Genomic DNA, 22,564 nt, shown 5'->3' on the forward strand with positions numbered 1-22,564 from the left:
CTTTTTTTGCAGTTACTCTTTGGTCAGCCGCGCCAGTCTCGCGTACATCTCCACCATCGCGCTCTGGTCTATCAGCGTTTTTTCGGGTTTCCTGCCCATCAGGTTATTTTCGTCCCGCTCTTCTTTCCAAATCCTTTCCGCATCGTCGACGAAAAAGCTGAAAATGCTTTTGTCTTTATTTACCTTATAAAGCGCCTCATATCCGCGCAGGAGCACCACATTAAACCAGTAATTTCCGGGCAGTTTGTTATTCACATAAAAGAAATCGCGCGCCGCTCCGGCGATCTGGTTTGCCTCTTTCAGATACTTGTCTTCTTTGGTAATTTCATATAGTAACACATTGGATTGCAGCATTGTACCGGTATTATAAGTGTATTTGGCTGAATCAATTTTCATAGAAGGAATCTTGATCGCGTCCCAATAAGTACCGTCCGGTGACCGCAGGTGTTTGTTTGTCCAGGCGTAAAGGTCCAGTGCGGTATTCAGGTATTCCGGCTTTTTGTTCAATTTATATAATTGCAGCGCCACCAGGATCCCGGGCCCGTTTGAGCAGGTATTCTTGGTATTCTTTTCGTCCTCTTTCCAATACAGCCCGCCGCCCGTTTTCTTATCATAGCCCGTCATCATAAACGTGTAAATCTCTTCGGCCAGCTTTAAATACGATGGATTTTTGGTCCGTTCGTAAGCATCGAGCGCCGCAATCGCAATCCACTGATTATCGTCATAAAACCGGGAATCCTTTTGCTCTTTGGTTACATAAGCCTGGTACCCTGGTGCGGGCGCATCGTTGTTTTTGTACTTCGCTATTGCATCCAGAACTGGTTTCAGTAATTCCTTTTTCAAAAGCGTCGCTTCCGCTTCATTTTCGGCTTGCATTAATGCGCAGAGTGGCCATAGATACGCATGCGGCTTTTCATTTTTTCCGTTCGTTTCCATGTACAAGCCTGTTTGTTCATCATAAAATATCTGATTGATATTCGCATTGATCGCCCTGATCCGCTGCTGATAATCTGCTGCTTGCTGCGCCTGGCCAGCCAGGAAACACAGACTAAAAAGTAAACACATTACTCCTGTTCTTTTCAAACGCATAGTTAAATCGGTTTGGTAATATCCTTTAAACAACGCGGACAAACTATTTTACCATCAGTGACATATCAATTTTCGGTTTTAATCTTCACTTCTACAAAACTAGTTTATATGGTATTTAGGAAAATAAAACAATTTTATTTTGATATTCTAAGGATCTGCGAAACACTATTTTATCCAGCTGACACATCACCTATATTTGATTCAGCAAGTGTCCAGAGCCGACGCAATCATTATCTATTCACCATAAACTACCAGCCTATTCAATAAAAAAGGTGAATGATGTCGCCACATCACTCACCCGAATTAATCCCCAACCAGATTGTGACCGAATTGCTGCCCCGAAAGGAGCGTGGGATTTCGTTTGCCAATTTTTCCAAACTAACAAAACGAACAAAAGTATGAAAAAAACCTTTTACCGGCGGAGTCGCCTTCCTAAAAATTTGAGAATCAGGCTCATACAAGTATTAACTATTCTCCCGCTCACAGGAATTGCGCTGACTGGCGCAGTTGCAGCAGAAGCGGCAAATAACCGCCGGACAACCACGATCGGCGGACAATATGCGGACATAACGATCAAGGGAAAAGTAGCAGATGCAGCCGGCGGGACCATTCCCGGCGCGACTGTCGTATTAAAAGGAAGCTCGTCAGTAGGTACCACCACCGACGTAGACGGCGCCTTTACACTTTTGATCCCCGACGGCAGCACGACACTTGTCGTTTCGTCGATCGGGTATCTGACCCAGGAAGTGAACATTGCCAACAAATCGCAGATAGATATTGTACTTCAATCGGATGTAAAGGCATTGAGCGAAGTAGTCGTAACCGGTTATTCATCTCAATCCAAAAGAGATATTACCGGCGCGGTTTCAACGGTCGATGCGACTGAGCTGACCAAAGTTGCGGCTCCTAACGTAGCCCAGCAATTGCAGGGACGTGTGGCCGGGGTAACCGTTACTTCGAATAATACGCCCGGCGGTGAAGCTACGGTCCGCATCCGCGGTTTTGGTACGATCAACAACAACGATCCTCTGTACGTGATCGACGGTGTTCCTACCAAAGGCGGCCTCAACAGCATTAACCCGAACAACATCGAGTCGATGCAGGTTTTGAAAGATGCCTCCTCCGCTTCAATTTACGGTTCAAGAGCTGCCAACGGGGTTATTATCATTACAACTAAAAAAGGAAAAGCAGGCGCAGCGAGGTTCACATTCAACTCCCGCGCAGGTTTGCAAACGGGCAAAGTCGATCTGGACCTGATCAAAGATCCGCAGCAATTTGGCGACCTGCTCTGGACGCAGCGCCGGAATGCAGGTGTACTGACGAATGGAAACCCGTCGCACCAGCAATATGGTAACGGGCCAAGCGCAGTGGTTCCTGATTATATCCTTGCGGGATCGAGCTACGGGCTTTCTGCGGGTGATCCAAGAGTTGATCCGGCGCTGTACAACTACAACCGAGCAGGCTTTTACCAAATTGTAGAGGCTAATAAAGAAGGTACCGACTGGCACAAGGAAATACTCCGGCCGGCTGCGATCCAGGAATATAACATTGGCGCAACAGGTGGTACTGAAACCGGCCGCTACGCGATCGCATTAAACTATTTCAAGCAGGATGGGGTATTGATCCATACTTCTTTCAATCGTTATTCGCTGCGCTCGAACACAGAATTTACGTTTAAAAAACGCATTCGTTTGGGTGAAAACCTGGAAGTAAGCTACACGGAAAACAAAGGCTATTATGCCAACAACGGTACTGCAAGTACGCTGAATAACCAGGATGGTAACCCTGTCGGAAACGGATATCGTATTCCTTCAATAATTCCTGTGTATGATATCATGGGCAATTTTGCTGCGACGAGAGCCGCTGGTCTGGGACCTGCTACCAACCCGGTTGCGCAGCTGGCACGTACTAAAAACAACCAGACCAATAATTTCCGCGCGTTTGGTAATGCTTACATGGAGATCGATATCCTCAAAGATCTGACTGCCAAGTCAAGCATCGGTATTGATTTGACTGCATTCAACCGCGTAGGTTACACACTGCTTGACCTGGAAGAAGCAGAAATCGAAGCTGCAAATGCATTGACGAACGAAAATGCGTACGATCTTAACTGGACGTGGTCAAATACATTGAACTACAACAAAAACATCGGCGCTGATCATAAGATCAATGTATTGCTTGGAACGGAGGCGATTAAAGGTACCGGACGAAATTTCAATGCGACCCGGACTACATTCTTCTCCGAAGATCCGCAGTATATGTTCCTGAGCTCAGGTACAGCAGGTATTAACAACGCAGGCGGCGGTTATGAATGGGCACTTTTCTCTCTTTTTGGAAAAGTAAATTACTCATTCAAAGACCGTTACCTTCTGGAAGCAACTGTCCGCCGCGATGGTTCTTCGCGTTTTGGTCAAAACAACCGTTACGGAACGTTCCCTGCATTCAGTGCGGGATGGAGACTTTCGGAAGAGAGCTTCCTGAAACCTGTAAGCTGGCTGGATGATCTGAAAATAAGAGCTGGCTGGGGACAAACCGGTAATCAGGAAATTGGTAACTATAACGGTTTCAGCACTTATCGCTCGAACCTGGGCTTGTCTTCTTACGCAATCGGAGGCGGCAACAATGCAGTGGAGCCAGGGTTTGATACGGAAGCATTTGGTAACCCGGATGCAAAATGGGAGACTACAACACAAACCAACATCGGTTTGGACGCAACTTTCCTGAAAGGTATGTTCAACTTCAACCTTGACCTTTACAACCGTACAACTTCCGACATGCTTTATCAGGTGGCACTTCCTGCTACTCAGGGTGTTGCAACGATTCCTTTCGTGAATGTGGGTGAAATGAACAACAAGGGAATTGACCTTGCCCTGGATTTTAACAACAAAGCACTGAACGGCGACCTGACCTATTCAGTAGGGGTTAATTTCTCAACCTATAAAAATGAAGTGGGCAAGTTGAATAACAGCTCTTCCGCAGTACTACTTGGCCCGGCGATCCGTAGCTATACCTGGACTCGCTCAGTTGCAGGAATGCCGCTTTATTCGTTCTATGGTTTGCAGATCGACGGTATTTACCAAAATCAGGAAGAAGTGGACAAGGGGCCGAAATACCCGGGTTACGCAGCTGTGGGTAAATACAAATATCAGGATACAGACGGCGACGGTACTATCACCGACAACGACCGCGTATTCCTCGGTAATCCGCACCCCGACTTTACCTATGGTATCAACCTGAATGTAGGCTACAAAAACTTCGATATGTCGGCTTTCTTCCAGGGCGTGAAAGGAAATGGAATTATCAATATGGTGAAACGCTGGGTTGATTTCAACAACCAGGCTGGTAACAGAAGTCTGCGTATGCTGAACGATTCGTGGACTCCTGAAAATCCGGACGCAGTACTTCCGATCCTGGACGCAAACGACAGCCGCAGCCAGCAGCCTTCGAGCTACTTTATTGAGGACGGTTCTTACTTCCGCATGAAAAACCTGACGATTGGTTACACGCTTCCAAGTACTGTTTTGTCAAAAATCGGATTTGAAAGTGCACGCGTTTACGTACAGGCTCAAAACCTTTTCACGATCACCAAATACAGCGGTATCGATCCTGAGGTAACATCCGTAGGCTCTGCGCCGGGAAGTACTGTGCTGGGTGTGGATCAGGGAAATTATCCTAACTCGAAAATGTACCAGATCGGGATCAACTTCGGGTTTTAGTAATTGGGACAAAACTTTTTATCTGTGAATAATAAGCGAATAGATATGAAAAAGAGCATAATAACTGCAATGGTCTGCGTAGGAATGCTGACTTCCTGCGGCAAAGAGTTTCTGGAAACAACACCGCTGGGTGTTGGGAATGAACAGTCACTTTCAAATAAATCAGGGGTAAATGCGGTACTGATCGGCGCTTACAGTTTGCTGGACGGCGTCGGTGCGGGACCTGTGAACACCTCTTCGGTAAGCAACTGGATCTACGGCTCAGTCGCTTCCGACGATGCGTACAAAGGTTCGGATGTGGGTGACCAGGCGCAGATCACGACGATCGAGCGTTACATTCCACAGGCCGATATTGGGGCATATAATGATAAATGGGTCGCTGTTTACGACGGCGTTTCCCGCTCTAATAATGCGATCAAACTGGCCGGTCTGGCAACAGACATGACCGACGCTGAAAAGGCGCAGGCAATAGGTGAGGCACGTTTTCTGAGAGCGTGGTACCATTTTGAAGCCAAGAAGCTCTGGAATATGGTTCCTTATGTGGATGAAACGGTGACGGATTATATCAATTTACCAAACGATCAGGATATCTGGCCAATGATCGAAGCAGACTTCCAATTCGCTATTGACAATGTGTCGGCGACAAAAGCGCAGGTAGGCCGGGCAAGCAAGTGGACTGCAAAAGCCGCGCTCGCCAAAGTGCACATGTACCAGCAGGATTACACTTCTGCAAAGCCGCTGCTTGACGACGTGATCAATAACGGTCCTTTTGCATTGGTGAATAGCTTCCATGACAATTTCAGGATCGCGACGGAGAACAATAGTGAGTCTGTTTTCGAAGTTCAAATGTCGGTAGGCGATGGTGGAAACGGGCAGAACGGTAGCTGGGGAGATAATTACAACTTTCCTTACGGCTCGGCGCCTGGCGGTTGCTGCGGGTTTTACCAGCCTTCTCAAAACCTTGTAAATGCATTCAAAACCGATGCAGCTGGTTTGCCTTTGCTAGATACTTTCAATGACGTCGATGTCAAAAATGACGAAGGACTGGCATCCACTGATGCATTTACGCCTTACGAAGGAACACTTGATCCGAGATTAGACTGGACTGTGGGCCGGAGAGGACTTCCATTCCTGAACTGGGGAACGCATCCCGGCAAGAATTGGATCCGCGACCAGGCATTCGGGGGACCTTATACGTTCAAGAAATTCTTTGCTTACAGTGGTGAAAACGCCGGTGCAGAATCTCCGCGTGCGAATGCTAACAATTACCGCGCGATCCGTTTTGCCGATGTGCTCTTAATGCGTGCCGAAGTGGCTGTCGAAGAAAACGACCTGGCAACCGCGTTGAAAATCGTAAACCAGATCCGTACCCGTGCGGCTAATGTGGTCGTGTCCGACGCGAGCGGAAAGCCGGCGGCTAATTATCTTGTGAAAGCTTACCCTGCCTTCGCTACCAAGGATTATGCAAGAAAAGCGGTACGTTTTGAACGTCGGGTAGAACTCGCTATGGAAGGCCACCGTCATTTCGACCTCGTTCGCTGGGGCGTCGCTGATAGCGTGTTAAATGCTTATCTGGCGAAGGAAAGCGTGAAAAGAAGCTACCTGAAAGGGGCTACTTTTGTAAAAGGAAAAAGTGAATACTTCCCAATCCCCCAAGCGCAGATCGATATTATGGGAGCTAGTGTTTTGAAGCAGAATCCTTAGTTTTATTAATGCCACGAATGCACGAATGAGGCACGAATGCACGAATGAGGCACGAATGTATTCGTGGTTATTCGTGCATCCGTGGTATTTAAAACACTAACTATCGTAATGAGATTTGCAACGCATGATAAATAAAGTGTCACCAAGCACGCGATAAACGAGCCTGTGCTCGTCGGTGATTCTTCTTGACCAGTAGCCTGACAAATTCGCCCGCAACATTTCGGGCTTCCCCCTTCCTTCGAAAGGAGTTCTTAAACATTCCTTGACAAGCTCGTTGATTTTTCTAACAATGTTCTTGTCAACCCTCTGTCATTCGGTATATTCCTCCCATGCATCAGGATGCCAGGAAGCATCAAGGTTCAATAAGGTCGCGCTGAATAAAAATACCTGGGTTGCTTTTGAGATCTTCAATCGCTTTCAGCAAAAGCTCCCTGTTTCGGGGATTGCTCAATAAATAGTCGGTGGTGTCCATTTGGGCAGGCGATTTCTTTTGAGTTTTGATGGTCCTCAAAAAATCCCGGATCGCTCGTTTTTCCCTTTGTGACGGCACTGCAAGTCTTAACATAGATAAGAACTTAAATGTAAGTATGTGTCATGAAATGAGGAACCGCGACAAATATATAGAAAAATCCTTTACCGGTTCCGCGCCGACGAACCGCGTACGATCAGCTCTGTTCTAAGCACTTTTCGCTCTGAAATCCGAATTTCCTCCGTGTCGACCAGCTGTAAAATCCACTCGGCGGTAGCCTGCCCCATTTCCATTGTAGGCTGCCTGATTGTCGTTAAACCCGGACCAATGTACGCTGATTCCGGATTGTCGCTAAACCCCACTACGCCCAGTTCGTCAGGAATAGCAATCCCCTTTTCTTTGGCAATCAGTATGATTTCAATTGCCGCCGAATCATTCACTGCAAAGATCGCATCCGGCCGCTCGGCCAGATCGAGCAGGTACTGACCATATATCCTCGCTTTTTGCTGCGAGAGCATTCCCTGAATTACCATGTGATCTTCAATGGTTTTGCCGTGTTTTTCCATTGCCGCTTTATAGCCTCTCAATCTCTCCTGGCTCACCAACAAAGTAAGTGGCCCGCCAAGGTGTGCGATCCGCTCGTAACCGTTCACGATCAGATGCTCCACTGCCATAAAAGCAGACTCAAAATCATTTACCACCACTTTCGGCACATTGATCTGCTCGCATACCCGGTTGAAAAGAATGAGCGGGATCCCGCGTTTCTCAAATACTTCCAAATGATCAAAATTGTTGGTCTCCTGTGTCAGTGAGATCAGCAGCCCGTCTACCCGATTGGCCAGCATCGCCTTCGTATTGGAAATTTCAACCTGGTAGGATTCATTACTCTGCATGATCGTCAGGTTATACCCCGCCTTTGTCAGCACCTCGTGCGCACCTATGATCACATTGGGAAAGAATGGGTTGTGAAACTCCGGCACAATCATCCCTATCGTATTCGTGCGGCTCTTGACCAGATTATAAGCCAGCTGATTTGGCTGGTAGTCGAGCAGTGCGGCTGTATCCAGCACAGCCTGGCGGGTTTCCGGACTGATATCCGCGTGACCATGCAATGCGCGTGAAACCGTGGAATTCGAAACTCCGAGTGTTTTGGCGATATCAATGATCGTTGTCTGGTGTCGTTTCCTTTTCTGCTGGACCGCCGCGGAAACGTCCTTTTCCTGGATTGTAAAATAATAGTTGCACGGCTTGCAAAGGAACCGCTGTTTGCCCCGTACATACCCCGCCTTCATAATTCCCTCAACCTGTCCGCACTTTACGCACTTGATCATTCTAATTGTACTATTTAAATAAATAACCCTAAATCCAGAGAGTTGACGCTCATCGGCATATCTCAGCCCAAAAATAAAGAATTATCATATTATTAGTTTATAAAACCATATATCGGCAACGTATTCGCAAACGTTCCCGATAGTTTTTGAGCAATTTTGAGATTATATTAGGTTTAAACTGCCTTGATTCAGCCCTTCCTTCTGGTTAATTTCATTTAAAAAGGCTCAGATCACACTGAATTGCAGGCCGCATTTCACATTTACCTGTCGCTTCAATACAAGAAAGATCTGACCTTAATTGAATTATTCCGTTATCCACTCTAACCCTAAATTCTTTAATATGCAGAAACAAATACGCGTTTTGCTTGGGCTCTTATGCTTGTCGCTGAGCCTTGCACAGATCACTTTCGCCCAGTCGGGCACTGTCTCGGGAAAAGTGAGTGACGAAAAGGGAGAAGGCGTCCCCGGGGCCAGCGTTACCGTCAAAGGCACGCAGGTAGGAACACTTACCAACGTTGATGGTACTTACTCCGTTGATGCTCCTGTGAATGCCACTCTGGTTTTTTCATTTGTAGGTTACCTGAAAGAAGAAGTCGCTGTTAACAACCGCTCAACCGTGGATGCAATTCTTAAAGTCGACACAAAATCACTGGAAGAAGTGGTCGTGGTGGGCTATGGAACCCAACGCAAAGTGGAAACTACCGGGTCGATTGCCTCGATAAAGTCTGACGAACTCACGCAGTTACCTATTACTAACGTGGCGCAGGGGCTTCAATCACGAGTTTCCGGTGTGCAGATCAACCAAAACTCCGGCTCACCGGGCGGTAATATCAGCGTGCGGATCCGGGGAACAAACTCGATCAATGGAAATGCAGAGCCGCTTTATGTGATTGACGGAATTCAGATCTCAAACAGTGGCGGGATTAATGATGTGAGTCCGCTTTCCACCATTAACCCCAATGATATTGAGTCAGTTGAAGTATTGAAAGATGCCTCTGCCTCCGCCATTTACGGTGCCCGTGCGGCCAATGGAGTTATCCTCATTACGACCAAGCGCGGCAAAGCAGGCAAAACCAGCGTGTCTATCGAAAGCTATTACGGCGTGCAGCAGGTAACCAAAAAACTTGATGTTCTGAACGCGGCTGAATTCGCGCAGCTGGAAAATGAAACATTCAAAAACAAAGCTTATCCCGATCCGGCGAGCCTCGGAGAAGGTGTTGACTGGCAAGATCTGATCTTTCAGAAAGCACCGATCCAAAACCACCAGCTCACGATCAGCGGCGGTTCTGAGAAAACACAGCTGTCGCTTTCGGCCAACTACTTCGATCAGGATGGTGTGATCATTAATTCGGATTTCAAACGTTTCACCTATCGCCTTAATGTGGATCACAATGTCAGCAAAAAGCTGCGCGTAGGTACCAGCGTGATGGGAAGCTTTTCCAATAACAATGGGATTGAAGCCGGCAGTACGAGCGTTGGCGACGCGGGTGTTGTGACCGGAACCGTGCTCGGAGCTGCTATCGGCGCCCCGCCAACTTTGCAGCCTTACAAAGCAGACGGTTCCATATTCCCCTTTGCGGAACAGGGTAACGGCCAATACCGCGAGGTGATCAACCCGCTGAATTACACGTCCATCTTGCGGAAACGCAACATCAAGCGCGCATTGATCAACCTTTATGGAGAGTATACGATCGTTCCCGGACTTAGTTATCGGGCATCTTTCAATGCCGACATTGATTCGAGAATTAACGATACCTACCTGCCTATTTCCATTATCGCTGTAAAAGACCGGAATGAAAATTCAGGAACTGCCAATAAGTTTAATTCCAACTTTTTGGGACTCCTTCATGAAAGTGTGCTTTCATATGGCACCAAAATTGGCGATCACCATAGCTTGAAATTCACGGGTTTGTTCGCGACGCAGGTGGAGAGATATAATGATAATCAAATCAATGCGACCGGCTTTCCCAACGATGCTACGAGGAACGAAGCGCTTCAACTGGCACTGAACAGGACCGTATCGAGCTCACGGAATATGCAGCGCCTTGATTCTTACATGGGCAGGGTCAATTATGGTTTTAAGGACCGGTATTTTGTTGACGTTACTGCGCGCGTAGACGGTTCGAGCAAGTTTGGGGCCAATCACAAATACGGATTTTTCCCTGCAGTGTCCGCAGCATGGCGCCTTATTGAAGAGCCTTTCATGAAAGATGTGAATTGGCTATCGGACCTAAAATTGCGTGGTAGTTATGGTATTACGGGAAATGCAGGCGGAATTGATCCATATCAATCTTTGGCAAGAGTTGAATCCGGTGGTGGCTACGACATCAACCATACTTACTTCACCGCCATTCGTCCATCCGGGATTTCAAACCCTGATCTCCGCTGGGAGAAATCGACACAGACCAACATCGGTATAGACGCCAGTTTGCTCAACAACCGCTTCTCTCTGATCGTGGATTATTATATCAAGAAAACCGAAGACCTGCTTTACATCAAAACATTACCGCTTTCATCCGGTTACGGCAGCATTACCGGAAACTACGGCTCGCTTGAAAACAAAGGACTAGAAATCGCAGCAAGTGCAAACCTGCTCGACGGTCCGGTGAAATGGAGCATTAATGGAAACCTGACCATTAACCGCAACAAGGTGCTCGACCTGGACGGAGGAACAACCGATGAAAGATTTATCACGAATTATACTGTTCTCAAAGTAGGGCAACCGCTTGGAGTATTTAAAACCTACGTTTTCGATGGTGTCAACCAGACTGGCGAAGCCATTACACCTGGTTACGACGGCAGACTCGGCGGACACAAGGTGAAAGACCTCAACAACGACGGTGCTATTAATTCAGCAGATCAGATCATTACAGGCAATCCCAATCCGAAGTTTATTTACGGTTTTTCTACCAATCTTACCTTCAAAAACTTTGACCTGAGCGCCTTTTTCTCCGGCACAGAAGGAAATGACATTTACAATGTCAGTCGGCTTTCGTTCGAGAACCCGCTGGGACAGCGCAATCTTTTCCAGGGCGTAGAAAACCGGTGGACACCTGAAAATCCAAGCAACCAATATGTAAGTCCGGCAGTAGCGGGCCGTTTGCCGATTTCTTCCTATGCAGTGGAAGATGGTTCGTACCTGCGTTTCAAAAACCTGATGCTGGGCTACACGCTCCCTACGATCAAAGGAATAAGCAGAATCAGAGTTTATGTGAGCGGCAATAACCTTTTCACATTCACGAAATACAGCGGCTTTGATCCGGAAGTGAATACTTACGCCAATTCCAATACTACAATCGGAATTGACAACCTCGTTTACCCACAGTCGAAATCATTCCTGGGAGGCATTCAGCTTACTTTTTAAGCCCTAAACTTTTGAATTATGAAACTTTCTAAAATAGCACTCAAGAAATTCCTTCCGCTCGTGGCGCTTGCATTGGGAACCGGTTCCTGCCAGTTAGACGAAGAAATTTACTCTTCCATTTTCGTCGAATCCTTTTACAAAACAGCTTCGGATTCTGAAAAAGGTTTACTGTCTGTTTACGATGCATTAGGCGGTCTTTATGGCGGCCCGGCAGCAACGATGGTACCGGATTTCAGCGCAGATCAGATTTATCCGAGAGGCGTGGTGGGCCGCAATTCATTGACCCTGTTCACGGTAGAGCCTACTTATACTGTTCAAAAAAGTGCAGGTCGCACCAACGAATCGCCTCAGCAGCTCTGGATTTCTTCATATAGTGGAATAGAGCGGGCTAACTGGATCATTACCAAAGTGCCGGACGCTACGATGGACGAAACGCGTAAGAAACAGATTTTGGGAGAAGCTTACTTCCTGAGGGCTTTTTACTTCTGGACTCTTACCAAAAACTTCGGAGATGTGGTGGTGAAAACCGAACCAAGCGTGACAGAAGCGGAAGCCTACGCGCCAAAAAGTGCGGCAGCGGATGTCTATAAACAAATTTACAGCGATCTGGATCAGGCCGGACAAGCTGGTCTTGCCTCCTATCCTGCCAATGAAAAAGGCCGGCCGTCCAAGGAAGCAGTAGATGCGCTTTATGCCAAAGCTGCACTTTATAATCAGGATTGGGCCAAGGCGCTCGAAAAGGCTGAGGCTGTGATTAGTTCTGGCAAATACGGTCTGCTGCCTAATGTAATGGATGTTTTCAGTTACCTGAAGGAAGATGAAGCGCGCCGTGAAAATATCTGGGCTTATGAAGCGGATCCTATCACGCCAGGTAACGGGCACCAGCTTACAAGTCTGGCCGGCCCTGTTGGCAGTGCGGGTGTGGAGTATGCAAAAACCTCATACGGTTCCATGTTCGCCTATATGTCGTTTTTCAATTCGTTTGATCCGAAGGACAAGCGAAGACAATTACTGGACACCACTTTTATCGATAAATCGGGAAATTGGGTTCCGCAGCGGAGCATTACACCAATTACCACCGATGCAGTTTTGATTAAAAAGTACCAGGATCCCGTTTCCAGCACAGGTCTGATCCCCAACATTCCTATTCTGCGAATGGCGGATATTTATCTCGTTGCAGCAGAAGCAGAGGCGCATTTGAACGGTCCTTCCGCAAAAGCTTACGAGTACATCAATGCAGTCCGTACCAGAGCTGGTGTTGCTGACCTGGCAAAAGGTTTGACCAAAGAAGCGTTTGTCGATGCTGTTATTCAGGAGAGATCGTGGGAATTGTTCGCCGAAGGCGACCGCTGGTATGACCTCACAAGAACAGACAAGTTCCAGACCGTGATTGCCAAAGCCGTGAATGCAGTGTATCCAACGCGTCCGGTCCAAGCAAAGAATAAATACTTCCCGATACCTCAGGACGAGATCAATGCAAATCCACAGCTGGAACAGAATGCGGCTTGGAAGTGAGTCAATGATTGAATGATTGAATGATTGAATGATTGAGTGACTGAATGAGTCAATGAGTCAATGGGCGCTGTCGTGTTATTAAATCAGCGTAATCTGGCCGCAGAGCGGCCCCCTGTTTCTAGAATTGCAAAGGTCACAAACAATGTCGAGCTCCGGAGGAGCTTCCTATTGAATGGGAATGCGTACAAGCTCAGGTAATAACCACCACCAGCGCAAATCAATTTTACAAAAACCAATGTGAATTCAATATGTTAAGTATCGCTTTTTTCTTATCACTTTTTTTGAATAACCCCTCCTTCATTCCTAAGAATGAAAAGGTAAAGGAATTCAGGATTGTGGAGAATGACACTTTGACTTATACATTGAAACTCGCGCTCGATGATAAGGGGCGGCCGCAGTATTTTTTCAGGAATATCTTCACACCGGTTTGCTATACCAATGAATGCAAACCGGTGTATATCAATTTTTACTGGGATTTACTGGGCAATTATGTACGTTTTGATCTTCCCAAAAACAAGGTGCTCACGAAGGTTGATCACGACGAGTTTAAGGAAGAGGATTACCAGAAGTTGCAGGACATTCTCGCGCAGCCCAACTCCATTTTCGCCGAATTAAAAATGGAAGATCTGATCGCAAAAGGCACCGAAGACCTTACAGACTCCGTGGATGTAAAAGCCGGCGCTACATTGAAGACCATCAAAAATCAGGTGATCGACGGCGCGGTTTATACCTGCTATACCCTTTGGCAAATCGCTTACGGAAAGGCGGTACCCGAAATGCGGAAGATCATTGAAAGCTACACAGACGACAAGTTGCTGCACACCTTCCTGACCAGCAACAATTACCATTATCAGTATTGGGCAATGGAAAAAGTGGTTGGTGAAGATGGAAGTGTTAAAAAACTATTTGAACAAGACTTGCAGCAGATCATAGCCGGCAAAAACATTTTTACTGCCAAATACGCATTGCAGCACGTCAATAACCACTTTTTCGAAAGCGAAGCGAGACAAAACTGGCTTTGGGAGAGTTACCACAAATCTACCTATTCATTGCAGATCACGATATTAAAAAAGCTGGCAAATATTCCACTAACCAGCTCGCTCACCAATAATCTCAAAGCCGCATTACCCAATGCAAACCAGGAACAAGCCGCGCTAATCAATCAAATACTTGCAAAAAACTAACTCATGAAAACAAATAATAAATTCCAAAACCCATCAAAAATCCCCGGGCTTAAGCCCGGGGCAATTGATTTCTTTGTCAATTCCCGTCGGCTTCAGCCGACGGAAAATACTATTGAGATGACAATAGAAAAGACAATTGAAATGAGAATGGGAGAGACAATTGAAATGACAATGGAAAAGAAAATTAATAGGACAATTGCAAATACGATCATATTACTCTTGTTTCTTTTCTCTCTTTCTGTCTTTGCACAAAACCACGTTTTCGTCGAAACAGAATCATTCACCGACAAAGGCGGCTGGGTGATTGATCAGCAATCTTTTGTGGTAATGGGCTCTTCGTACCTGATGGCGCACGGAATGGGGCGGCCGGTCAAGGATGCAACTACAACTATTCAGTTCCCTAGAACAGGCAAATACCGAATGTGGGTGCGAACCAAAGACTGGGCTCCATTTCCGAAAGGGCCGGGAAAGTTTCAGCTCCTGCTCGACGGAAAAGCTGTGGGCCAGGTATTTGGTGAAAGCGGATCCGATGAATGGAAATGGTACGACGGCGGCCAGGTCGATATTAAGTCTGCCGAGACGAAGCTCCTGATGAAAGATTTGACTGGCTTTAATGGCCGCTGCGATGCAATCTTTTTTACTGATGATTTAAAATTCACTCCGCCAAATAGGCTGGAAGAGCTGACCGCATTCCGCAAAAAGTTGCTCAACCTCACCGACAAACCTGTTGAAGCCGGCCAGTATGATCTGGTGGTAGTTGGCGGCGGGATAGCCGGGACTTGCGCAGCCATTTCGGGAGCAAGAATGGGGCTCAAAGTGGCATTGATCCAGGACAGACCCGTTTTGGGAGGAAATAACAGCTCCGAAATCCGCGTGCATTTAATGGGCGACGTGGATAAAAATCATTACCCGAAACTCGGCCGCATTGTGCGCGAAATGGATAATGGCGATCCTGGAAATGGAAATCCAGATGCAAAAGAGTACGGAGATGCGCGCAAGATTTCAATCGTGAAAGCCGAGCCTAATATTTCCCTGTTTCTGAACACGCATGTTTATAAGGTTGAAAAAGAGAACGATATTATTACCGCAGTAGTGGGCCGGGATATTGCTACCAATAAAGAAACCCGCTTTGCAGGCTCCTTCTTTTCGGATTGCACCGGCGACGGAACGATCGGTTTTCTGGCTGGCGCGGAGTTCAGAATGGGACGTGAAAGTAAAACTGAAACCGGCGAATCGCTGGCGGCAGAAAAGGCTGATGATTTTACGCTCGGCACCTCCAACCTGTGGGCATCACTCCCGCGCGACACTGTTTCTTCGTTCCCCGAAACACCCTGGGCGATCCAGTTTTCCGACGAATACCACATTGACGAACCCAAAGCTGACTGGCAGTGGGAAACCGGTTTCGGTAATTTCAATACCATTACCGACGCTGAGAAAATCCGAGATCATAACCTCCGTGCAATCTATGGAAACTGGTCTTATCTGAAAAAGAACAAAGCTGCAAAATACGCCAAACACGAGCTGGCTTGGGTGGCCTATATTGGTGGAAAAAGGGAATCGAGGCGCATTATCGGCGATCATATTCTCAATCAGATGGATATCCAGGAAGGTAAATTTTACCCCGACGGATCGGTCACTGCTACCTGGACCATCGACCTGCATTTCCCCGACGCGAAGAATTCTAAATACTTCGAAGGTCAGGAGTTTTTTGCAGGAACAAAACACATCAAAGTGGCGCCTTACACGATTCCCTACCGCTGTTTATATTCAAAAAACATCCAGAACCTGTTTATGGCCGGGCGGAATATCAGTACCACGCACGTCGCATTCGGCAGCACGCGCGTAATGCGTACCTGCGGCATGATGGGAGAAGTGGTCGGCTTCGCGGCATCTCTGACTAAAAAGTACGGAACCACTCCGCGCGGCGTATATGAGCAACATTTGCCGGAATTAATGGGGATCCTGAAAGGAGAAACTGTCGCTCCGCAGCCTTGAGTAACAAACTGATTTGATGATTTTGAAAATTCCGGTTGCGTTTATTTTAATGGTATTTCAAATGTTCGTTCCCCCGGTGAATGCAAAAGCCGCCGGGAACGAGCCGTTGATCTCCATTTCCGGTGAAGCGCAGGGTACTACTTATCACATTAAATATTTTGATCGGCAAAACCGGAACTTCAAAGTCCAGATAGATTCCATTCTCTCGGATTTCGATAAGTGCCTTTCCTTGTACCGTAAAGATTCAGAGATAGTTGCATTTAATAATAGTACCGGATCGCATCGGTTTAGGTCGGATTATTTTTATCCCGTTTTACAAAAATCCCTGGAAATATACGCGGCTACAAACGGCGCCTTCGACCCTACTATCATGCCGTTGACCGAAGCCCTCGGATTTGGTGCAAAGCGAACTGACCCCGAGCTGGCGAATGTAGACTCACTGCTTCAATATGTTGGTTTCGATAAAATTAACTTCAATGCAGATTCGATTTCCAAAGTCAATGCCGGTGTCAGGATCGATATGAACGGGATTGCGCAGGGTTACTCGGTGGATATTGTAAGCACATTTCTCAGGAGTCGGGATATTAACCGGTTTATGGTGGAGATCGGAGGTGAAGTAGTGTGCTCGGGAAACAAAGATGAAAATCTTCCCTGGGTTGCCGGAATTGAAAATCCGTTGAAACGCGGGCAACTGTTCGCTACTGCAAAACTCTCCAATCTTGCCATGACAACTGCGGGTAATTACAACAATCATTTTACAAGAAATGGCCGCGTTTTCAACCATATCATTAATCCAAAAACAGGTTCAATGGAAGAAACGTCGCTGCTGAGCGTGACCGTTTTTGCCAAAGACGCTATGACTGCAGATGGTTACGACACTGCATTCTTTGTAATGGGACTGGATGCAACAAAGGAATTTTTATCAACACAAAATGACCTGGAAGCTTACCTGATTTATACTGACGAAAAAGGAAAAACCGCAAGTTATGTGACCAAAGGAATGAAGGATTTTATCAAAGAAATACCTAACCCATGAAATTTACCACAACGATATTAATGGCTCTTCTGCTTTCAGGAGCAGCATTTAGTCAGAAAAAGTACCCAAACAGCCTGAGTAACGATCACATCAAAATTGTATGGAAGGGTTCCGAGAAAGGCACATTCCCGATTGCCATTTTCCAGGTTAAAAAAGATGGAAAATGGATCGACGGGCCTAAGCCTTCCGGTGAATATACTTTGCTGTATTCGGCTACGAAACCTTCCGGAGAGCCAACAGAAAGTTTTGAAAAGATAACCGGTGGAAAATTTCCTGAGGAATCATACCATTACCAGCAGGAACAATGGAAGGAAAGTATCAATGATGTTTCCCTCAATAAAGCCGGTCAGGCGATACATTTCCTGCCGGCTTCGATGCTGATCAAATCAGATGCAATCGAATTTTCGAAAGAAACCGACGTCGCGTCTATAACCACCAACTGGCGCATTGACCCACAAAATCCGACTGATATTCTGGTAAAAATGATAGTAAAAGCGAAGGCGAAAGGATACTTTTCAATGGCTACACCTACGCTGGGGACTGTTGCTCAGGAGCAGCTCGGCTGGACTTCCGTTCCGGGTTATTTTCAGGGAAATACATTGCAAAAGAACTTCGCGCTCGCTTATGCTTACGGTCACGGCGTGCCCGACCGTCCGGTGATTTATCGCGAGCGTTGTGCGAGTACATTGAGCCCGCTGGTAACTACCAAGAATGGTGTGACTTTATCAGTAATCCCAGAGCCAGGACTTGCGCGTGATCCCTGGGCGAAAGACAAGATCACGCAAACGGACTGGCACATTGGCTTGTCGCACATGAACCGAAAAGGTCAGCTCGCGCCTACTATTTACTACCCTGTTTTGGGTAAAGAAAAATCAGAACTGAATGCAGGTGAGGAGTTTACCTTCTCATTCAGGTACAGCATAATTGCCGGCGACTGGTTCCAGGCGATCAAACACGCGGCGAATGATATATACCAGTTTGACCAAACACTGGCGCTGCGCAAAAGCAAACAATCGCTGACCGATCGCATTGAGAAAATGCACTTGTACCTCACTGACCCTAAAACTTCACTCTGGAATATTGAAGAATATAAAGGAAAACAAATAGGCGCGCAATCGTACCTCGGCGGCGTGGTGGGTTCGCAAAAAGATGCGATGAAAAATTCGGATTATGGCGCGATGTGGATGCTAGCCCACGCGACGAGCGATCCCGAACTGACCAACAAAGTGCTGCCGCCTGCCGAGAACTTCAAGCTCGTGCAGCAGCAAACCGACGAGGGCTTTTTTAAAGGCTCTGTGGAAGGTCAGTATTATCTGGCGAAGAAGAAAAAGTTTGTTGAAGAATGGGGCGAAGTCGTTGAACCAATGGCACTTACTTATTATGTAATGCTGGATATCGGCAATATGCTCCTTTTTGAACCCGAAAACCAGGAGCTGAAAACGCGGCTGAAATATGGCGCTGACAGGCTATTGAGCTGGCAAAAATCCGATGGAAGCTGGGCAGTGGCTTACGATCGCAAATCAGAAAAAGAGACATTTAAAGACATTAAAGATGTGCGTCCCACTTTTTACGGAATGATCGTCGCTTACCGCATTTTAAAAGATGATAAGTACCTGAAAGCCGCGCAAAAAGGGGCTGACTGGTTTATCAAAAATGCAGTAGAAACCGGCTCTTTCCTCGGCGTTTGCGGCGATGCGCGATACGCGCCTGATTTTGCTACCGGGCAGTCGGCGCAGGCTCTACTGGATCTTTATGATTTGACCAAAAACAAAAAATACCAGGACGCGGCTGTTACCTGTGCCAAGATTTACACTACTTCCATTTACACACATCCTATTGCAAATCATACTTCTAAAACGGTCAACGGAACAGCGCGGGAAGATTGGGAAATCAGCCAAACCGGTCTCAGTTTCGAGCACGGCGGCATTTTCGGCTCGGCTACACGCCACGGTCCTATTCAGCTAGCGAGCCACGCGGGGATGTTTATCAGGATGTACAAATTGACCGGCGAGCAGATTTTCGCAGATATGGCGCGCTCCGCTGCGATCGGTCGCGACGCATTTGTGGACAGCAAAACAAGTGTCGCTTCTTACTACTGGAATGCGATGAACCGCGGCGCTGGCCCGTACCCGCACCACGCCTGGTGGCAGATAGGCTGGATTACGGACTATTTGTTGTCGGAAGCGGAGTTGAGATCCAATGGGAAAATCCTCTTTCCAAGAGGCTTCGTCACACCGAAAGTTGGCCCGCACCAAACTTATGGTTTCGAGCCGGGGAATGTGTTTGGAGATAAAGCTAACCTGGTGATCAAAGCCGGACTGGCTACACCGGATAATGCGGCTATCGAATGTGTTACGGCGCAATCGACCTCAAAAAACAGCATTTACATTATGCTGATGAACAACAGTTCCTCGCAAACAGATTTTGCATTGAACATTGATGAGAGTAAGATTACGGAGGGAAAGAAAATGAAGAGTTTGAAATGGGCTGAGAACAACCTGGCGGCGGAAATTGACAAGATAAGCATTCCGGCATTTGGCTTGAAAACATTGGAGATAGCTTATTAGCTGCTTACCAAATTTGAAAGGAGCTAACCACACTTGTCATGCTGAGCGCAGTCGAAGCACCTTGCTAAGTAGCATCTTACATGTTCCCTTCGACTGCGCTCAGGGTGACAAAAAGAAAAAAAGCCCTCAGCATGACAAAGAAAGAAAAGCTGTTCACAGACACAAGAGAGCTGTTTTGCGAACATAATCTCATCCAAGCAATAGTTTAGAATAGCATTACGAACAAATGAGCAGCAACATTGATACCATCGTCATCCTCGTTTTCTCGGCTTTTGTGCTGGGGATTGGGATGCTTTTTGCGCGGACAGGGCGGAATCTGAAATCCTTTTTTGCCGGAGGAGAGGCAGTTCCCTGGTTCATCGGGGGGCTGTCCTTATTTATGAGCTTTTTCTCGGCGGGTACATTTGTGGCCTGGGGCTCCATTGCTTACAAACACGGCTGGGTGGCGATTACCATTCAATGGACGATGTGTATCGGAGCATTGATCACCGCGCTTTACCTCGCCCCCCGCTGGAAAAGGACAGGTGCACTTACAGCCGCTGAGTTCATCCGGGAAAGGCTTGGGCTACCTGTTCAGAAGACTTACATCTTCATATTCACACTCGTTTCAGTTTTCATCAAGGGCTCGGTTTTATATCCGGTTGCCAAGCTTGTCAGTGCGTCACTGGATCTTCCATTAGTGCCTTGTACGATTGGTTTGGGGCTTTTTATGATTGCTTATACAGCAGTCGGCGGACTTTGGGCGGTGATGGTGACGGACATTCTGCAATTCGTTGTTTTGTCAGCCGCGGTTTTCATTTTGCTTCCATTGTCTTTTGATAAAGTCGGTGGCTGGGAAGGTTTCACCCAGAATGTTCCTGATGATTTTTTTAACCTTTTAAATGGCGAATATACCCTCGGTTTCGTCGCTGCATTTGTCATTTACCACATTTGCTACATTGGCGGAAACTGGACGATGGTGCAGCGTTACACGAGTGTTGATAGTGAGAAATCTGCTAAAAAAGTTGCCTGGCTTTTCGCTGGTCTGTACCTGATCAGTCCGATCATATGGATGCTTCCGCCGATGATCTACAAGGCGATCAACCCTGCATTAACTGGTTTAGATACTGAAAATGCTTATCTAATGATCTGCAAGCTGGTATTGCCTCCGGGATTACTCGGCTTGATGCTCACCGGAATGTACTTCTCAACTTCTGCCAGCGCCAATACCGCATTGAACGTAGTCTCTGCGGTTTTTACAAATGATATCTACAAAGGAATGGTCAACCCGGCGGCTTCTGATAAGCAGCTGATCCGTGTGGCGCGTGGTTCTTCGTGGTTTTTCGGGTTGGGGATGATCGGCATTGCATTGCTGGTTCCGGCGGCTGGCGGGATTGTGGAAGTGGTTTTAAGTATTTCGGCCATTTCGGGCGGACCGTTGCTCGCGCCGCCGCTTTGGGCTTTGTTTTCCAAAAGACTGAATGCAAAAACAACACTTTGGGTTACCGGTATCGGGCTTCTTGTCAACTTGTTTTTCAAAATACTGTCTCCGTTGCTGCTTGATTTCAAGCTTTCTCGGGGAATGGAAACGATCGTGGGAGTCGGGCTGCCGCTGCTGCTTTTGTTGGCTTATGAACTTTGGGCCAGGTCGAAAAACCGCATTGCAACCGAATATTTGACCTACCTCGAAACCAAGGAACAAAAACGCATTGATGCTTTGGAAATCAATGAAGAAGAGGCTATTGAGACTAAAAGGCAGAACCGTTTTGGCTTGCAGGTAATAGCGGGCGCGTTGCTGTTTACGGCTGTTATGCTTTTTATACTGAGTGCATTGACAACCTCAGGAGCTCTGATTACCGGGATAGTCGCGGCTGTGGTCTTGCTCTCTTCCTTAATCCCGTTTGTAGCGTCGCGGAAAGTTAGCGTAGACTTGATGTTACCAGTTCAAGAAAATCATCCGCACGAATGACAGATAACTTAGGAAAATCAATGTCTTTGAGGATGTCAAAGTGGCGATCTTCGGAAACTAAATGGTCGGCGCTGGCGACTAATGCGCAGTCTGCGTATTTATTGTCATCCTCATCATTATGCATTAACCCCCATTCGAAGAATGTTGATTGCAGTGTGCAGTTATCTAACGACAGAATTAGTTTGAGCACATTTTCTGCAATTTCTGCCGAAGTCTTTTCACTAATTTTTTCATGGTATTCAAGCAAAATGTCATTGCTCACTACCAGTTCAAACTCGCCAGCTCGGAGAGCGTCAAAAATGGGGCGGTACCTGGATTTTAATGGAAGAGAGATCAGCAAAACGTTTGTATCCAGAACTATTTTCATTTGGAAGTCTTGCTGCGAAGGTGTTCAGACTTCCAGGATTCAATCGTTTGGTCGTTCCAGTCATTTTTCTCCCATAACTGATCCATTTCAATATCGATTTTTTGGGCGAAATAATCAGCCAGCATTTTGCGGATATCCCTCAGCTCATTTTCTGAGACACTATAAGGATACAGCTTCAAGAGTTCTATTTGAAGATTGCTTAGCCGTGTCGGGATGGTTTGGGTCGATGCCATTGCTAAATCTGTTTTTTCAAAAATAACTTAAATCAATCTGAATTCC

The 22,564-nt window shown here is 46.8% G+C and carries 14 protein-coding genes and 1 pseudogene; 9 read left to right on the top strand and 6 right to left on the bottom strand.

Going from position 1 to position 22,564, the window contains the following annotated elements; translation table 11 throughout:
* Positions 1-12: 12 nt before the first annotated feature.
* Positions 13-1,089 (bottom strand): glycoside hydrolase family 76 protein, encoded by a 1,077-nt coding sequence (locus LZG94_RS13095; protein WP_233792324.1) that lies wholly within the window; start codon positions 1,087-1,089, stop codon positions 13-15.
* 398 nt (positions 1,090-1,487) lie between these two features.
* Here LZG94_RS13095 and LZG94_RS13100 point away from each other — a divergent pair, with 398 nt between their 5' ends.
* Together LZG94_RS13100 and LZG94_RS13105 are read left to right on the top strand one after the other, a co-directional pair.
* Positions 1,488-4,805: a TonB-dependent receptor gene (locus tag LZG94_RS13100; protein WP_233792325.1), complete on the top strand. Its 3,318-nt coding sequence runs from the start codon at positions 1,488-1,490 to the stop codon at positions 4,803-4,805.
* A 45-nt stretch (positions 4,806-4,850) separates the two neighbouring features.
* On the top strand, positions 4,851-6,509 hold the full coding sequence (locus LZG94_RS13105) for a RagB/SusD family nutrient uptake outer membrane protein (RefSeq protein ID WP_233792326.1): 1,659 nt from the start codon (positions 4,851-4,853) through the stop codon (positions 6,507-6,509).
* Between the two features lie 96 nt (positions 6,510-6,605).
* On the opposite strand, the pseudogene LZG94_RS13110 reads toward LZG94_RS13105, so the two are convergent.
* The 3 genes and pseudogenes from LZG94_RS13110 to LZG94_RS13120 all read right to left on the bottom strand — a co-directional run bounded on the left by LZG94_RS13110 (position 6,606) and on the right by LZG94_RS13120 (position 8,309).
* Positions 6,606-6,872, bottom strand: a pseudogene (locus LZG94_RS13110) (Txe/YoeB family addiction module toxin).
* Positions 6,862-7,074 (bottom strand): hypothetical protein, encoded by a 213-nt coding sequence (locus LZG94_RS13115; protein ID WP_233793136.1) that lies wholly within the window; start codon positions 7,072-7,074, stop codon positions 6,862-6,864. The pseudogene LZG94_RS13110 and the gene LZG94_RS13115 overlap by 11 nt, the downstream one beginning before the upstream one ends.
* Positions 7,075-7,142: 68 nt before the next feature.
* Positions 7,143-8,309, bottom strand: coding sequence for a LacI family DNA-binding transcriptional regulator (locus LZG94_RS13120; protein WP_233792327.1), 1,167 nt, complete (start codon positions 8,307-8,309; stop codon positions 7,143-7,145).
* Positions 8,310-8,649: 340 nt separating this feature from the next.
* Between LZG94_RS13120 and LZG94_RS13125 the strand changes: the two genes are divergently transcribed.
* The 7 genes from LZG94_RS13125 to LZG94_RS13155 all read left to right on the top strand — a co-directional run bounded on the left by LZG94_RS13125 (position 8,650) and on the right by LZG94_RS13155 (position 21,918).
* Positions 8,650-11,673 (top strand): TonB-dependent receptor, encoded by a 3,024-nt coding sequence (locus LZG94_RS13125; RefSeq protein ID WP_233792328.1) that lies wholly within the window; start codon positions 8,650-8,652, stop codon positions 11,671-11,673.
* A gap of 15 nt (positions 11,674-11,688) precedes the next feature.
* Complete coding sequence (locus tag LZG94_RS13130; RefSeq protein WP_409013309.1) at positions 11,689-13,188, top strand: RagB/SusD family nutrient uptake outer membrane protein; 1,500 nt, start codon at positions 11,689-11,691, stop codon at positions 13,186-13,188.
* A gap of 248 nt (positions 13,189-13,436) precedes the next feature.
* On the top strand, positions 13,437-14,372 hold the full coding sequence (locus LZG94_RS13135) for a hypothetical protein (protein ID WP_233792330.1): 936 nt from the start codon (positions 13,437-13,439) through the stop codon (positions 14,370-14,372).
* Positions 14,373-14,543: 171 nt separating this feature from the next.
* Entirely contained in the window at positions 14,544-16,367 is a 1,824-nt protein-coding gene (locus LZG94_RS13140) for an FAD-dependent oxidoreductase (protein WP_233792331.1), read from the top strand.
* Positions 16,368-16,383: 16 nt separating this feature from the next.
* On the top strand, positions 16,384-17,403 hold the full coding sequence (locus LZG94_RS13145) for an FAD:protein FMN transferase (protein WP_233792332.1): 1,020 nt from the start codon (positions 16,384-16,386) through the stop codon (positions 17,401-17,403).
* Entirely contained in the window at positions 17,400-19,970 is a 2,571-nt protein-coding gene (locus LZG94_RS13150) for a glycerophosphoryl diester phosphodiesterase (protein WP_409013276.1), read from the top strand. The genes LZG94_RS13145 and LZG94_RS13150 overlap by 4 nt, the downstream gene beginning before the upstream one ends.
* Before the next feature lie 226 nt (positions 19,971-20,196).
* The gene (locus LZG94_RS13155) at positions 20,197-21,918 is read left to right on the top strand and encodes a sodium:solute symporter family protein (protein WP_233792333.1); all 1,722 of its coding nucleotides are present in this window, start codon (positions 20,197-20,199) and stop codon (positions 21,916-21,918) included.
* Here LZG94_RS13155 and LZG94_RS13160 read toward each other — a convergent pair.
* The gene (locus LZG94_RS13160; RefSeq protein ID WP_233792334.1) at positions 21,869-22,285 is read right to left on the bottom strand and encodes a putative toxin-antitoxin system toxin component, PIN family; all 417 of its coding nucleotides are present in this window, start codon (positions 22,283-22,285) and stop codon (positions 21,869-21,871) included. The genes LZG94_RS13155 and LZG94_RS13160 overlap by 50 nt on opposite strands.
* Complete coding sequence (locus LZG94_RS13165; RefSeq protein ID WP_233792335.1) at positions 22,282-22,518, bottom strand: hypothetical protein; 237 nt, start codon at positions 22,516-22,518, stop codon at positions 22,282-22,284. Before LZG94_RS13165 ends, LZG94_RS13160 begins: the two co-directional genes overlap by 4 nt.
* Positions 22,519-22,564: the final 46 nt, after the last annotated feature.

It is taken from the genome of Dyadobacter sp. CY343 (assembly GCF_021390335.1).
Taxonomy (GTDB): Bacteria; Bacteroidota; Bacteroidia; order Cytophagales; family Spirosomataceae; genus Dyadobacter.

Excerpts from the sequence above, each read along its gene's own strand:
- LZG94_RS13120 (WP_233792327.1), bottom strand. The coding sequence starts at position 8,309 with ATGATCAAGTGCGTAAAGTGCGGACAGGTTGAGGGAATTATGAAGGCG.
- LZG94_RS13095 (WP_233792324.1), bottom strand. The coding sequence starts at position 1,089 with ATGCGTTTGAAAAGAACAGGAGTAATGTGTTTACTTTTTAGTCTGTGT.
- LZG94_RS13160 (WP_233792334.1), bottom strand. The coding sequence starts at position 22,285 with ATGAAAATAGTTCTGGATACAAACGTTTTGCTGATCTCTCTTCCATTA.
- LZG94_RS13155 (WP_233792333.1), top strand. The coding sequence starts at position 20,197 with ATGAGCAGCAACATTGATACCATCGTCATCCTCGTTTTCTCGGCTTTT.
- LZG94_RS13135 (WP_233792330.1), top strand. The coding sequence starts at position 13,437 with ATGTTAAGTATCGCTTTTTTCTTATCACTTTTTTTGAATAACCCCTCC.
- LZG94_RS13125 (WP_233792328.1), top strand. The coding sequence starts at position 8,650 with ATGCAGAAACAAATACGCGTTTTGCTTGGGCTCTTATGCTTGTCGCTG.
- LZG94_RS13140 (WP_233792331.1), top strand. The coding sequence starts at position 14,544 with ATGGAAAAGAAAATTAATAGGACAATTGCAAATACGATCATATTACTC.
- LZG94_RS13115 (WP_233793136.1), bottom strand. The coding sequence starts at position 7,074 with ATGTTAAGACTTGCAGTGCCGTCACAAAGGGAAAAACGAGCGATCCGG.
- LZG94_RS13100 (WP_233792325.1), top strand. The coding sequence starts at position 1,488 with ATGAAAAAAACCTTTTACCGGCGGAGTCGCCTTCCTAAAAATTTGAGA.
- LZG94_RS13165 (WP_233792335.1), bottom strand. The coding sequence starts at position 22,518 with ATGGCATCGACCCAAACCATCCCGACACGGCTAAGCAATCTTCAAATA.
- LZG94_RS13145 (WP_233792332.1), top strand. The coding sequence starts at position 16,384 with ATGATTTTGAAAATTCCGGTTGCGTTTATTTTAATGGTATTTCAAATG.
- LZG94_RS13105 (WP_233792326.1), top strand. The coding sequence starts at position 4,851 with ATGAAAAAGAGCATAATAACTGCAATGGTCTGCGTAGGAATGCTGACT.
- LZG94_RS13150 (WP_409013276.1), top strand. The coding sequence starts at position 17,400 with ATGAAATTTACCACAACGATATTAATGGCTCTTCTGCTTTCAGGAGCA.